11 protein-coding genes are annotated in these 12,606 nt (G+C 65.2%); 5 read left to right on the top strand and 6 right to left on the bottom strand.

Features of this window, described 5'->3' with window-relative positions; all coding sequences use genetic code 11:
• Positions 1–20: 20 nt before the first annotated feature.
• Positions 21–989 carry an A/G-specific adenine glycosylase gene (locus tag ACSBOX_RS20735; protein WP_442544149.1) on the bottom strand — a complete coding sequence of 323 codons (969 nt, stop codon included), beginning with the start codon at positions 987–989 and terminating at the stop codon, positions 21–23.
• Between the two features lie 160 nt (positions 990–1,149).
• Here ACSBOX_RS20735 and ACSBOX_RS20730 point away from each other — a divergent pair, with 160 nt between their 5' ends.
• Positions 1,150–1,869: a hypothetical protein gene (locus ACSBOX_RS20730; protein WP_442544148.1), complete on the top strand. Its 720-nt coding sequence runs from the start codon at positions 1,150–1,152 to the stop codon at positions 1,867–1,869.
• Here ACSBOX_RS20730 and disA read toward each other — a convergent pair.
• Both disA and ACSBOX_RS20720 read right to left on the bottom strand, forming a co-directional pair.
• A complete protein-coding gene (disA, locus tag ACSBOX_RS20725; protein ID WP_442544147.1) occupies positions 1,866–2,942 on the bottom strand; it encodes a DNA integrity scanning diadenylate cyclase DisA in 1,077 nt (358 codons plus the stop codon). The two genes, ACSBOX_RS20730 and disA, sit on opposite strands and share 4 nt — an antisense overlap.
• A 265-nt stretch (positions 2,943–3,207) precedes the next feature.
• Positions 3,208–3,492, bottom strand: coding sequence for a hypothetical protein (locus ACSBOX_RS20720; protein WP_442544146.1), 285 nt, complete (start codon positions 3,490–3,492; stop codon positions 3,208–3,210).
• A gap of 335 nt (positions 3,493–3,827) precedes the next feature.
• Here ACSBOX_RS20720 and ACSBOX_RS20715 point away from each other — a divergent pair, with 335 nt between their 5' ends.
• Positions 3,828–5,441, top strand: coding sequence for a peptide chain release factor 3 (locus tag ACSBOX_RS20715; RefSeq protein WP_442544145.1), 1,614 nt, complete (start codon positions 3,828–3,830; stop codon positions 5,439–5,441).
• A 216-nt stretch (positions 5,442–5,657) separates the two neighbouring features.
• On the opposite strand, the gene ACSBOX_RS20710 is transcribed toward ACSBOX_RS20715, so the two are convergent.
• From ACSBOX_RS20710 to ACSBOX_RS20700, 3 genes are all read right to left on the bottom strand, one after another.
• Positions 5,658–6,281 (bottom strand): Pr6Pr family membrane protein, encoded by a 624-nt coding sequence (locus tag ACSBOX_RS20710; protein ID WP_442544144.1) that lies wholly within the window; start codon positions 6,279–6,281, stop codon positions 5,658–5,660.
• Positions 6,282–6,469: 188 nt separating this feature from the next.
• Entirely contained in the window at positions 6,470–7,843 is a 1,374-nt protein-coding gene (gene radA, locus ACSBOX_RS20705) for a DNA repair protein RadA (RefSeq protein ID WP_442544143.1), read from the bottom strand.
• Between the two features lie 41 nt (positions 7,844–7,884).
• The gene (locus tag ACSBOX_RS20700) at positions 7,885–9,015 is read right to left on the bottom strand and encodes an FUSC family protein (protein WP_442544142.1); all 1,131 of its coding nucleotides are present in this window, start codon (positions 9,013–9,015) and stop codon (positions 7,885–7,887) included.
• A gap of 282 nt (positions 9,016–9,297) precedes the next feature.
• On the opposite strand from ACSBOX_RS20700, the gene pstS reads away from it, so the two are divergent.
• The 3 genes from pstS to pstA all read left to right on the top strand — a co-directional run bounded on the left by pstS (position 9,298) and on the right by pstA (position 12,597).
• On the top strand, positions 9,298–10,416 hold the full coding sequence (gene pstS, locus ACSBOX_RS20695) for a phosphate ABC transporter substrate-binding protein PstS (RefSeq protein ID WP_442544141.1): 1,119 nt from the start codon (positions 9,298–9,300) through the stop codon (positions 10,414–10,416).
• 139 nt (positions 10,417–10,555) lie between these two features.
• Entirely contained in the window at positions 10,556–11,488 is a 933-nt protein-coding gene (gene pstC, locus ACSBOX_RS20690) for a phosphate ABC transporter permease subunit PstC (RefSeq protein ID WP_442544140.1), read from the top strand.
• On the top strand, positions 11,488–12,597 hold the full coding sequence (gene pstA, locus ACSBOX_RS20685) for a phosphate ABC transporter permease PstA (protein WP_442544139.1): 1,110 nt from the start codon (positions 11,488–11,490) through the stop codon (positions 12,595–12,597). The genes pstC and pstA overlap by 1 nt, the downstream gene beginning before the upstream one ends.
• The last annotated feature ends 9 nt before the right edge of the window (positions 12,598–12,606 follow it).

The following is a 12,606-nucleotide window of genomic DNA, read 5'->3' as shown; positions in this document are numbered from 1 at the left end:
GAACCAGCGCAGACGGAAGCCTAGGCCGGGAGCCGCAGCCCGCCGTCGTGCATCTCGGCCAGACCGTCGCGCAGGAGCCCCTCGAGGGCGCGTTCCAGCTGTTCCGGGGCCGAGTTCAGGCGGTGCAGGGCAGCCAGCGGCACGGCCGTACCCTCGCCGTCGAAGCCGAGGTCGGCCGCGGGGCGTTCGAACAGTTCCGGGGCTACCGGCGAATCGGCCACGCGCAATACGGCCATGACGGCACCCCGCAGCTGCCGGTCCGTGCCGTGCCACGCCTGGCCCTTGGGCGTGTACGTCGGGGGTGGCTCACCGGCCGCGAGCCATGCGCAGGAGTCGCGGACAGGGCAATCCAGGCACTTGGGGGAGCGGGCGGTGCACACGAGCGCTCCGAGTTCCATGACGGAGGCGTTCCAGCGGACGGAGAGCCCGACGTCGTCGGGCATGAGCGATTCGGCAAGGCGCATCTCCGACGCGGTCAGCGACGGAGCCGGCAACGCAAGTCCCGAAACGAGCCGGGCATGCACTCGCCGGATGTTCGTGTCCACCACGGTTTCGCGGCGCCCGAAGGCAAAAGCGGCCACAGCCGCGGCCGTATAGTCGCCGACGCCGGGAAGGCTCAACAGCGATGCGTGCGTGTCCGGCACGCTGCCGCCGTGCTGCTCCACGATTGCGACGGCGGCCGCGTGCAGCCTCAGCGCGCGGCGGGGATAACCGAGCCTGCCCCAATGTCGCACGGCCTCACCCGAGGGCTGCATGGCTAGATCCGCAGGTTCCGGCCAACGTTCCATCCAGTCTTCCCACACCGGCAGCACGCGAACCACCGGAGTCTGCTGCAGCATCACTTCGCTGACCAGGATGCCCCACGGGCTGCAGTCCGCCGACCTCCACGGCAACACGCGGGCCACTTCGGAAAACCAGCGGTCCATGGACTGGTGCAGATCCGTGAGGTGATGGGTGCCGGCAAGTTCAGCGGCGCCAGGCAGTGACATGGAGATCCTCGCTGCAGTTCGTGGCGTGCCCTGGTGGCGGCCGATTCCTGCCATCCACTGTAGTGGAGTCGCGGGGATGACGTAGGTCACACTGGCTCCGATCGGGCCCCGGCGGCGTGGTGCGGCGCCATCCGGGCAGTGCGTTGCCTAGCCTAGAAGCATGGTCAACAAGGGCAAGCAACCGCCGAGGGCGCGCACGTCGCCTCCGGCGAAAAACGCTGCCCGGACCGCAGGCGCCAACGGTTCTGCAAATAGGGCCCGTCCCCAAAGGCGACGGACGAGCCCAGCTGTTTACCGGCGTCGGAGGCTGGTTGTTTTCGGTGCGCTCCTGACAGTCCTGGCGATGCTGGTTGCGGGGGTCGCGGCCATGAGCTCATCCCTCGCAAGCAAGGCGGATTCCGGCTCGTCCAACCCCCAGGCGGTCGGAGCCACCCCCGCGAGCCAGACGCCGTCGGCGGATCCGATTGCGGCCACCACAACGCCCACGCCCACCCCGGTGTGCGATCTCAACCTGGTGACGGTGACGGCGTCCACGGACCAGCCTGCCTATGCGGCCGGGCAGAACCCCGTGCTGAGCATGAAGATCACCAACGGCGGAGCAGCACCGTGCCAGGTCAACGTCGGCACGTCCCAGATGGAGTTCCTGGTGATGAGCGGCGAGGACCGGATCTTCTCCTCCAAGGACTGCCAGGCGAAGGGCGATGACCTCGTGAAGCAGATCGATCCGGGCAAGAGCGAGATCGCCAACTTCCCGTGGCAACGCAACCGGACGACCGAGGGCTGCGGCGTCATCTCGGCCAAACCGGCCACCGGAACCTACACGTTCAAGGCCGTCCTGGGAAACAAGGCGAGCACGAAAACCGTCTTCCAGCTCGGCTAGAGGAACCTGTCGAGCAGGCTGGCTTCGGCCATGCGGCTGAGCCCTTCGCGGACCGTCCGGGCGCGCTGGTCGCCGATGCCGTCCACCGTCATGAGGTCGTCAATAGTGGCGGCCATGAGGTACTGGAGTCCGCCGAAATGCTCCACCAAGCGGTCGGCCACGGCTTTCGGAACCGACTTCAACCCGGACAAGAGGCGGTAGCCGCGCGGCTGCACACCGGCGTCGAGCACGTCCATGCCCCCGGCGAAACCGATGATCCCGGCAATCTTGCTGAGGTCGATCAGCTCCGTGGGGCCAAGATCCAGGAGGGCCTGCACGGCGCCGTCGATGTCTTCCGGCGAGGCATTGGCGCCGGCGTAATCGCGGATGATCACGTCGCTGCCCGGGCCGCGGCCCGTGGTGAGCTCTTCCAACTGCAGTGAAAGCAACCTGCCGTCCTCACCGAGCTCCAAGACATACTGTGCGATTTCCTCGGCGATGCGCCGGACCATTTCCTGGCGCTGGAGGGTGACAGCAACGTCCCGGACGGTGACCATGGCCTCGATTTCGAGGGCCGACAGGGCACTGGTGACCTGGTCCAATCGGGCGCTGTAGCGTTCGAGGGTCGCGAGAGCCTGGTTGGCGCGGGCCAGCACCTTCTCGGAACCCTCAAGCACGTGCCGCAGGCCGTTGACGTAGAGGGCGATGATTTGCATGGACTGGCTGACCGAAATCACCGGTACTCCGGTCTGGATGGCCACGCGCTCCGCGGTCCTGTGGCGTGTTCCTGATTCCTGCGTCTCGATGCTGGAGTCCGGCACTAGCTGGACTGCGGCACGAAGGATGTTCCCCGCGTCCTTGTCGCAGATGATGGCGCCGTCCATCTTCGCGAGCTCACGCAGCCGCGTCGGGGAGAAATCGATGCCGATCTCAAAACCGCCGGAGCAGATGGACTCGATGGTCCGGTCCGTTCCCAGCACAATGAGTGCGCCGGTGCGCCCGCGGAGGATGCGTTCCAGGCCGTCGCGCAACGGCGTTCCGGGGGCCACCCTGCCCAGAGTCGCCTTGAGCGAATCTTCGGGGCTCCGAGCCATAGGTGTTCCCTTCAAAGGTGCACGCAGGCGCGCCCGCAATTGTGCCGGTTTTCAGCAATGAGTCGACGGGATCAAAATGCTAGGTTTCCCGCAAGCTCAATGATAGAGGTATAGACCGGCAACAACCGCACGGGCAAGCCTTAAAGTGCCCCAAAGAGGCTTATGTGGCGGGTGCTTCGAAACGCGTTCGACGGCGGATGCCTTACCGCCACTTTGGACTCGGTCGCCGGGGTACCGCTTTGGCCCCGGGGACTGTCGCGGGGCCTCACGGAGCCGTCCGAAGTCGCGCGAGCCGCTCAAGGTCGCGCCGCACGCTCTGCAGCGCGGCTTCCCGGGCCGCAGCCCTCCCCGCGTCCGGATGCGATTGCCTCGCGGGAGCGTGGGTTGCGCCGGTACCGGCGTCCTGGTGGTGTGCTTGCCGGGGCCAGGCCGGGGCGGCGGTGGAGTTCGCTTCTGCGAACCCGATGGAGTCCGCCGGCTTGAACCCGGCAGGGTTCGCCGCGGGGGAGGGGTCGAGGGGATCGTAGAACAAGTCATTCCCTGGTTTCATTGATGCCCTGTTCCTTTCATGCCAAGCCGGCAGCTGGGGTGTTTTCCTGGCGAACGGCCCCAACGCGGGCCGGACATGTCCACCATTGACTCAAACTATCGGCAGGTCATTTCGGTGGTTTGTGCACCTCGTTTCGATCCTGTTAAGCGCCGGCCGTGGGACCTGCCTCCGGCGTGGGCTCTGCCTGCGATAAACTTGGTATCTTGGCTGCGCACAAATCGTGCCGCTTCCTGAGCTGGCTTCCCGCCGGCGCGGGGCCCGTATCCAGCCTCCAATCCACGTTCGGCCCGTCGTTCCAGTGCGGGCAACGCCCCGATCGCAGCGAAAGTAGCACCGTGTCCCAAGAAGTCCTGAGCCCCGCCCGAGTCCAGGAAATTCACCATGAGGCCTCCCGGCGTCGGACCTTCGCGGTCATTTCGCACCCTGACGCCGGCAAGTCCACGCTCACGGAAGCCCTCGCGCTGCACGCCAAAGTCATCGGCACCGCGGGTGCGTCGAGCGGCAAGGCCAACCGCAAGGAAACCGTTTCCGACTGGATGCAGATGGAAAAGGACCGCGGTATTTCCATCAGCTCCGCGGCATTGCAGTTCTCCTACCGGGACACTGTCATCAACCTGCTGGACACCCCGGGCCACGCCGACTTCTCCGAGGACACCTACCGCGTCCTGGCCGCCGTCGACTGCGCAGTAATGCTGGTGGATGCCGCCAAGGGCCTGGAAACACAGACCATGAAGCTGTTCGAGGTCTGCAAGCAGCGGAACCTGCCGATCATTACGGTGATCAACAAATGGGACCGTCCAGGCCTGGATGCCCTCGCCCTGATGGACGAGATCACCGAGCGCACCGGACTCCAGCCCATGCCTTTGACGTGGGCCGTGGGCATTTCGGGCGACTTCCGCGGAGTCTGGGACCTGCGGAACGACCGCTTCGCGCGGTTCGCACGCAACAACGCCGGCGCCAACATCGCCATCACCGAGTACTTCACCCCGGAAGAAGCGGCTGAAACCCAGGGCAACAACTGGAGCGACGCCGTCGACGAAGCCGGATTGGTGATCGAATCCAACCTCGAATTCAACGTGGAGAGCTTCCACGCCGGAACGGCAACCCCGATTCTCTTTAGCTCGGCGGCCCTGAACTTCGGGGTCAAGGAGATCCTGGATGCCTTGGTGGATTTCGCGCCTCCGGCCGCACCGCGCCCCGACATCGACGGCGAACCCCGTTCCGTTGATGCTCCCTTCGCCGGGTTCGTCTTCAAGGTCCAGGCCGGCATGAACAAGGCCCACCGCGACCACGTTGCGTTCATTCGCGTGTGCTCCGGCGTTTTCGAGCGCGGCATGGTGGTCACGCAGACGCGCACCGGGAAGTCCTTCGCCACCAAGTACGCCCAGCAGGTTTTCGGGCGCGAACGGGAAGTCATCGACGAGGCCTACCCGGGGGACGTCGTGGGCTTGGTGAACGCGTCGTCACTCCGTGTGGGAGACAGCCTGTTCCTGGACGAACCCGTGGAATTCCCCGCCATTCCGCTCTTTGCGCCCGAGCATTTCCAGGTGGCCAGGTCCAAGGACCCCAGCCGTTTCAAGCAGTTCCGCCGCGGCATCGAACAGCTTGAGCACGAAGGCGTCATCCAGGTGCTCCGTTCCGACGTCCGGGGCGATCAGGCACCCGTGCTCGCCGCCGTCGGTCCCATGCAGTTCGAAGTGGTGGAAGACCGCATGGCCCACGACTTCAACGCCCCAATGCGCCTGGAGCGGCTCCCGTACTCGATGGCAAGGATCTCGACGGCGGACGCCATGCCGACGCTCGCCAACGTCCCGGGCGCTGAGGTGCTGTTGAGGTCCGACGGCGAATACCTCGCGTTGTTCAACGATGTCTGGGCTCTCCGCCGCATCGAGAAGAACCACCCGAAGCTCACGCTGGTCCCGATCGGCACGCACAACCCCGCGAAATAGTTTTCCTCTGGACATGCCCCTCGTATCAGCAGAGGACTGGACATGCTCCCCGTCGCGCACCGGACATGCCCCTCGTTGCACCCGAGGACTGGACATATTGGGTATATGTCCAGTCCTTGATTCGTGCAGGGGGCATGTCCCAGCGGGAAGGGGTTAGTAGGCGGGCGGATTCGAACAGGGGGCATGTCCCGTGGGACTTGGGTTTGGTGTGGGCGTTCAGTAGCTCACTTGGCGTTTGAGCTTGTTCCCCAGCCCCAGCATGGCCAGGCTCACCACGAGGAACCCCACGGCGATCGCTACTGCGAAAACCGCCACTCCACCCCAACCGCCAGCGCGCACAGGGTCGATGAACCAGTAGGCATACCAGTTCACGAAAGACCCGCGGATCAGGCTATAGACGAGGTAGGCAACCGGGTAGAGCAGCCAGTACCAGAGGTGCTTGACGGTCAGCCTGGAGCGCGGAGGCTGGAAGAGCCAGTCGGCCACCATGACAACCGGCATGAGGTAGTGGACGACGAAGTTGACCCAGGGGAGCAAGGAGCCGAGGTCCTGTCCCGCGAGGAGCGCGCCGAAGACGAGTCCCACGACGGCCATGGCGATCGTGGCAGTGCCCCGGGTGGCGTCGTCGAGCTCGCTGGGCCGCTTGCCAATCATCACGCGGTAGCTGCTGATCAACAGCACCACCGACGCGAAGATGTTGGACAGGTTGGTGAAGTAGCTGAAGAAGTTCCACGGATCGAAGCCCAGGCCGATGTGGACCGTGAGCTGCGTCCCGACGGCCGCAAGGGTCAGGAGGGCAAAGAAGAGGCGTCCCCCAATGAGCACATTTCTTTTGGTCATAGGGACAGTCTTCCGGTGAACGCGCCCAACCCGCTCGCCCGACACTCCGGGCCAAGCTGTCAGATGCCAGCCCGCTTGATCCACCCAGAATTCCCTTGGACATGTCCCTCCCTTGAGTTGAGGACTGGACATAGTGGGATTATGTCCAGTCCTCGGCTCAAACAGGGGGCATGTCCAGTGGTGGCCCGCTAGGTGATCAGGAGCTCCAAGGCCTCTGCCAGGTGTGCGACCTCGCGGACCGAGAAACCCTCCGGGACGGGCCCCGGTCCGTTGGGGCTGGCGGGCACCACCGCGTGGGTGAAACCAAGCCGCTGGGCCTCGTGGATGCGCTGGTTGATCCCCGGAACCGGCCGGACCTCGCCGGCCAGGCCAACCTCGCCGAAGGCAATCAGCCGCTGGGGCAGTGCCTTGCGCGCCTTTGCCGAGGCCACGGCAAGCGCCACCGCCAGGTCGGTTGCCGGCTCGCTCAGTTTCACGCCTCCGACAGTGGCCACGTAGGAGTCGTCCTTGTGCAGGACGCAGCCAGCGCGCTGTTGAAGCACGGCGAGGAGCATCGCGACACGCGAGCTGTCCAGGCCGCTCGTGGCCCTGCGCGGCTGCGAGCTGGCACTTTCGGCCAGGAGCGACTGGACCTCGGCCAGCAGCGGGCGCCGCCCTTCCATGGTCACGGTGATGCAGGTGCCGGACACCGGCTCGCGCGTCCGCGACACAAAAAGGCCGCTCGGATCGGCGAGGCCTTCGATGCCGGTTTCGTTCAGGTCGAAACAGCCGACGTCGTCCGTGGCGCCGTAGCGGTTCTTGACCGCGCGCAACAGACGCAAGCGCGAATGGCGCTCGCCTTCGAACTGGCAAACAACGTCCACCAAGTGCTCCAGGAGTCGAGGACCGGCAATGGAGCCATCCTTGGTCACGTGGCCAACCAGCAGGGTGGTCATGTTGCGTCGCTTTGCGGCTGCGATGATGGACGCCGCGACCTCCCGGACCTGTGAAACGCCGCCGGCGCTGCCTTCGACGTCGGCGCTGCTGAGTGTCTGCACTGAGTCGACGATCAGGAGCTTCGGCTCAAGCTTCTCCACTTGCCCCAGCGCCTGTCCGAGGTCCGTTTCCGCCGAAAGGTAGAGGGTATGCGCCACGGCGTCGATCCGTTCCGCACGGAGCTTGACCTGGGCCGCCGATTCCTCGCCCGTGACGTAAAGGACATCCTGGCCCGTGCGGGCGAACTTCGCCGCGACATCCAGCAGGAGGGTGGATTTCCCGACGCCGGGTTCCCCCGCGAGCAGGATCACAGCGCCGGGAACCAGCCCTCCACCCAGGACGCGATCAAGTTCGTCGACGCCGGTGGGCAGGAACGCGGCCGTGGTCCCGTCTACCTCGGCAATCCGGCGGGCCGGCTCCAAAACTGTTGTTGCCGCCGTCGTGCGCGCAACTGTGGCGCCGGATTCCTCTACGGTGCCCCACGCCTGGCATTCACCGCAGCGGCCCACCCACTTGACCGTGGTCCACCCGCATTCGGCACATTTGTACGCGGGTGTCTTGGAGGTGCGTGAGGTCTTGGAAGCCATGCGTACAAGGCTAGTGGAGGGGTAGGACAGTCACGTGCGCCTCACTGCAAGGGAGGAAGCACGTCCCTTGCTTCCCGGGGATCCATGCCCGCGGCTTCGAGCAGGTCCACCATGAGCGGACGGAAGAGCATCACCACTGTTTCGCCCTCGAGCTTCTGCACATGCAGGATCTTGGGGTGCAGCCGGGTGGCAATGTCTGCCAAGTCTTGCCGCGCGCCGCGCAGGTGGGCGCGGCGCGCGCCGTCGTGCACCTCCGCGAGGCCCAGCGACAATTCCTCGACGGCGGCGGAAGTGTCCTGCAGGACCTCCGAAATGCTGTCCGTAGCCTCGTCCGTCAACGCTGCATGGTTGATGGCGCTCGTGAGCCTTCGCGCGAACACCCGGCCGTTGCGAAGGGCGAGGTCGATGGAATCCAGCGATTCCTCCAGCATGGTCAATTCGTCGCGGTGCCGCCGGTACGCCGGGGCGAGCGTGGCCACTTCTCCGGACGCCTTGAGGGATTGGCGCATCCGGTCCACGAGGGGCTGGCAATTCCGGCCACGGATGAGCGCATGCCAGGCCTGGGTCGAGTCGCTGTTGATCAATGCGTCGGCACACTCACGGAGGACCTCCGAGAGTTCGTGGAGGAGTTTGCGGACGTCCTGGCGCGGCTCCCGTCGCGGATCCTTCGGTACCAGCATGGTGACGAGCAGCGCGAAAACCCCGCCCACCACGGCGTCGATGCTGCGGGTGAACGGCCCCCCGGCCGGCGCGGGCAGCAAGACCACGAGAAGCGATTGCAGGCCAAGTTGGGTGGTGAAGATGGTGCCGCTGTCCAGGAACCGGGCCAGCAGGATGGAGAAGAGGAGCACGACGGCGGCTTGCCAGATTCCCGAACCCAGCCAGTGGAGCAGCAGATCGCCGATGACGATCCCGAGGGTGCAGCCAAGCCCGACCTCCACAACCCGGCGAAGCCGCGGATCCCGCGAGAAGCCGAGCGCGATCAGCGACGAAGTCGCGGCGAAAAGGGGTCCTGAGTGCCCCAGGATATATTCGGCGAACGCGTAGGCACCCACGGCGCAGACGGTCATCTGGACGGCCGGAACCAGCGAGTTCCGGCTGCGGACGAAACCGGTGCGCAGCCGCGCCCGCAGGAATTTCTTGCCTGTTGAAAGTCCTTGTGGGGCGGTCATGGCTCAAGTCTATTCAGGAGCGGCGTGCGGGGTGCGGCACGCCGAGGGAGCCGCAAAGTGAGGGGCATCACTTAATCCCTCATGGCGCGCCGAGCGCAAGGGCGACGCTGCACTTGTAAGCCAATGGTCCACAGCCGTTCACCTTCCGTTCACTTTGCACCGCCGATCCCTTTACCTGCGGCTCATAACGTCAATAAAGGTACAAACACGTACGCAAATCTTTCGTATGCCGACTTTCTCCCTCGGCACGCATCAGAGAATCCCTGGAAGGGGTACATCCCAGTGAAGGCAACTCGCTTCGGCCGCAACGCGGCAATCGCGGTCCTCGCAGTCGGCGCCCTTGCGCTGACCGCTTGCGGTTCAGACAACGCAACCGGCGCCCCGGCAGCTACCCAGAGCCCCGCAGGCGTCAAGGTCACCGGCACCCTGACCGGTATCGGCTCCTCGGCGCAGGGCGCCGCAATGGACGCCTGGAAGACCAACTTCGCTTCCGCGAACCCGGGTGCCACGGTCCAGTACTCCCCGGACGGCTCGGGCGCAGGCCGCAAGGCCATCCTCGACGGCTCCGCACAGTTCGCAGGCTCTGACGCCTACCTGACCGACGCTGAGCTGGCCAGCTCCAAGACCAAGTGCGGCACCGATGGCGCCATCAACATCCCGGTCTACATCTCGCCGATCGCCGTAGCCTTCAACATCCCGAACGTCAAGGACTTGAAGCTCGACGCCACCACGGTTGCCAAGATCTTCCGCGGCCAGATCACCAACTGGAATGACCCGGCAATCGCCGCCCTGAACGCCGGCGTTACGCTGCCGGACCTCAAGGTCACTCCGGTCAACCGCTCTGACGACTCCGGAACCACCCAGAACTTCACGGACTACCTGGCATCTGCCGCTCCCTCCGTCTGGACCGACAAGGCTGCTGGCCTGTGGCCTGCATCCTTGAAGGGCGAGAACGCCAAGGGCACCTCCGGCGTCGTCAAGACCGTCACCGACACCCCGGGTGCCGTGACCTACGCCGACGATTCCGCAGTTTCCGGCAAGCTCGGCACCGCGCAGATCAAGGTTGGCTCGGACTTCGTCAAGATCTCCGCCGACGCTGCCGCCAAGGCCGTTGAACTGGGCAAGCCCGTTGCAGGCCGCCCGACCGGCGACCTTTCCATCAAGCTCGACCGCACCACCACGGATTCCTCGGCCTACCCGGTCGTCCTGGTTTCCTACCACGTCGTCTGCACCACCTACGACAAGCAGGCAACCGCTGACCTGGTCAAGGCATTCGAGAGCTACGTAGTCTCCGACGCCGGCCAGCAGGCCGCTGCCGGCTCCGCCAAGTCCGCTCCGCTCTCCAAGGCGCTGCAGGACAAGGCGAAGGCTGCTGTCGACTCCATCAAGGCCAAGGCCTAAGGACCACAATGGAGTAGTGGTGCTGCGGACCGCGGCACCACTACCCTGAATATCGAGGTTCCCTGTCCCGCGCTGGTGAAACATCACCGGGCGGGGCGGGGAACTTGGCCATTTTTGAGTGAATCTGAAGGATCGTGAAGTGACCACCAACTCCTTGACCACTTCCCAAGGTGCCGGACGCACCGGGGACAAGGTCTTCTCCGGAGCCACCCTGGCCGCGGGATGCCTGATCCTCGTGGTTCTCTTCGGCGTCGCACTTTTCCTTGTCATCCAGGCCATCCCGGCGCTCGTGGCTCCGCCCTCAGACATCCAGGGCGGCCAGGGCTTCTTCGCCTACATCGGGCCTATCGTGGTGGGCACCCTGATTGCCGCAGCCATCGCGCTTGTGATTGCAACCCCCGTCGCCATCGGCGTCGCCCTGTTCATCTCGCACTACGCGCCCCGCAGGCTTGCCTCAGGCCTTGGCTACGTGGTGGACCTCCTCGCGGCCATTCCTTCCGTGGTCTACGGCGCCTGGGGTGCGGCATTCCTTGCCCCCCAGATTTCGCCGGCTTACGGCTGGCTGGCCACCTACATGGGCTGGCTGCCGATTTTCCAAGGCCCCGCCTCGGCTACCGGCAAGACCATACTGACCGCGAGCATCGTCCTCTCCGTCATGGTCCTGCCGATCATCACTTCCTTGTCGCGTGAGATCTTCCTGCAGACCCCGAAGCTCCACGAGGAAGCCGCCCTGGCCCTCGGCGCGACCCGCTGGGAAATGATCAAGATGGCTGTTTTGCCGTTCGGCCGCCCGGGGATCATAAGCGCCATCATGCTGGGCCTCGGCCGTGCACTTGGCGAGACCATGGCCGTCGCACTGGTCCTGTCCTCCGGAGCCCTGACCGCAAGCCTGATCCAGACCGGCAACCAGACCATCGCCGCGGAAATCGCCTTGAACTTCCCTGAAGCCAGCGGACTCAAGGTCAGCACGTTGATCGCAGCGGGCTTGGTATTGTTCGTCATCACCCTGGGTGTCAACATGATTGCACGCTGGATCATCTCCAGGCACAAAGAATTCTCGGGAGCCAACTAATGACTGTCACAGCCCCCGTAGCGCGTAAACGCTCCGCACTGACCAAGGGCCAGTTGCCCTCTTTCGCACCATACGTCGTCCTGGCCATCGCCCTGGTTCTCGGGGCAGCGATCCTTGCCTTGATCGGCTTCAACGCCTTCGGCTGGGGCCTCGTGTCCGCCATCCTCTTCGCGATAGGCCTGGTCGGCTGGAGCGCAGTGGTCGAAGGCGGCCGCAAGGCGCGCGACAAGCTCGCGACGTGCCTGATCGTCGGTTCGTTCCTAGTGGCCCTGCTGCCCCTGATCTCGGTGATCTGGACCGTTCTCGTGAACGGCATCCCGGGCATCATCACCCCCGGCTTCCTGACGACATCCATGAACGGCGTCACAGGTTCCCTCGACAACAAGAGCGTCGACGACGGCACGAAGGTCCTCGGTGGTATCTACCACGCGCTCCTGGGCACCGTGCAGATCACGCTGCTCGCCGCGGTCATCTCGGTTCCGGTGGGCTTGCTGACCGCGATCTACTTGGTGGAATACGGCAACGACCGGGCCCTCGCCCGCGCCATCACGTTCTTCGTCGACGTCATGACCGGTATCCCGTCCATCGTGGCAGGCCTCTTCTCCGCAGCATTCTTCTTCGCCGTGGTCGGCCCCGGCACCAAGACCGGTGCGGTTGCCGCCGTCGCGCTTTCGGTGCTGATGATCCCGGTGGTGGTCCGCTCCAGCGAGGAAATGCTCAAGATCGTCCCTAACGAGCTCCGCGAGGCGGCCTACGCGCTGGGCGTCCGCAAGTGGCGCACCATCCTCAAGGTGGTCATCCCGACGGCGATTTCCGGCATCGCGTCCGGCGTCACCTTGGCGATCGCCCGCGTGATTGGCGAGACTGCGCCGATCCTCGTCACCGCTGGTTTCGCCACCACCATCAACAACAACGTGTTCGGCGGCTGGATGGCCTCGCTGCCTACGTTCATCTACACGCAGATCCTGAACCCGACCTCGCCGTCCAACCCGGACCCGTCGAGCCAGCGGGCATGGGGTGCCGCCCTGGTCCTGATCATCCTGGTGATGCTCCTGAACCTCGGCGCCAGGCTGATCGCCCGGATCTTCGCCCCCAAGGCCGGCCGTTGAGCCGCCAGG

The organism is Arthrobacter sp. KN11-1C (assembly GCF_052180225.1).
Lineage (GTDB): Bacteria > Actinomycetota > Actinomycetes > Actinomycetales > Micrococcaceae > Arthrobacter.
This window is presented reverse-complemented; position numbering and strand designations above follow the sequence as displayed.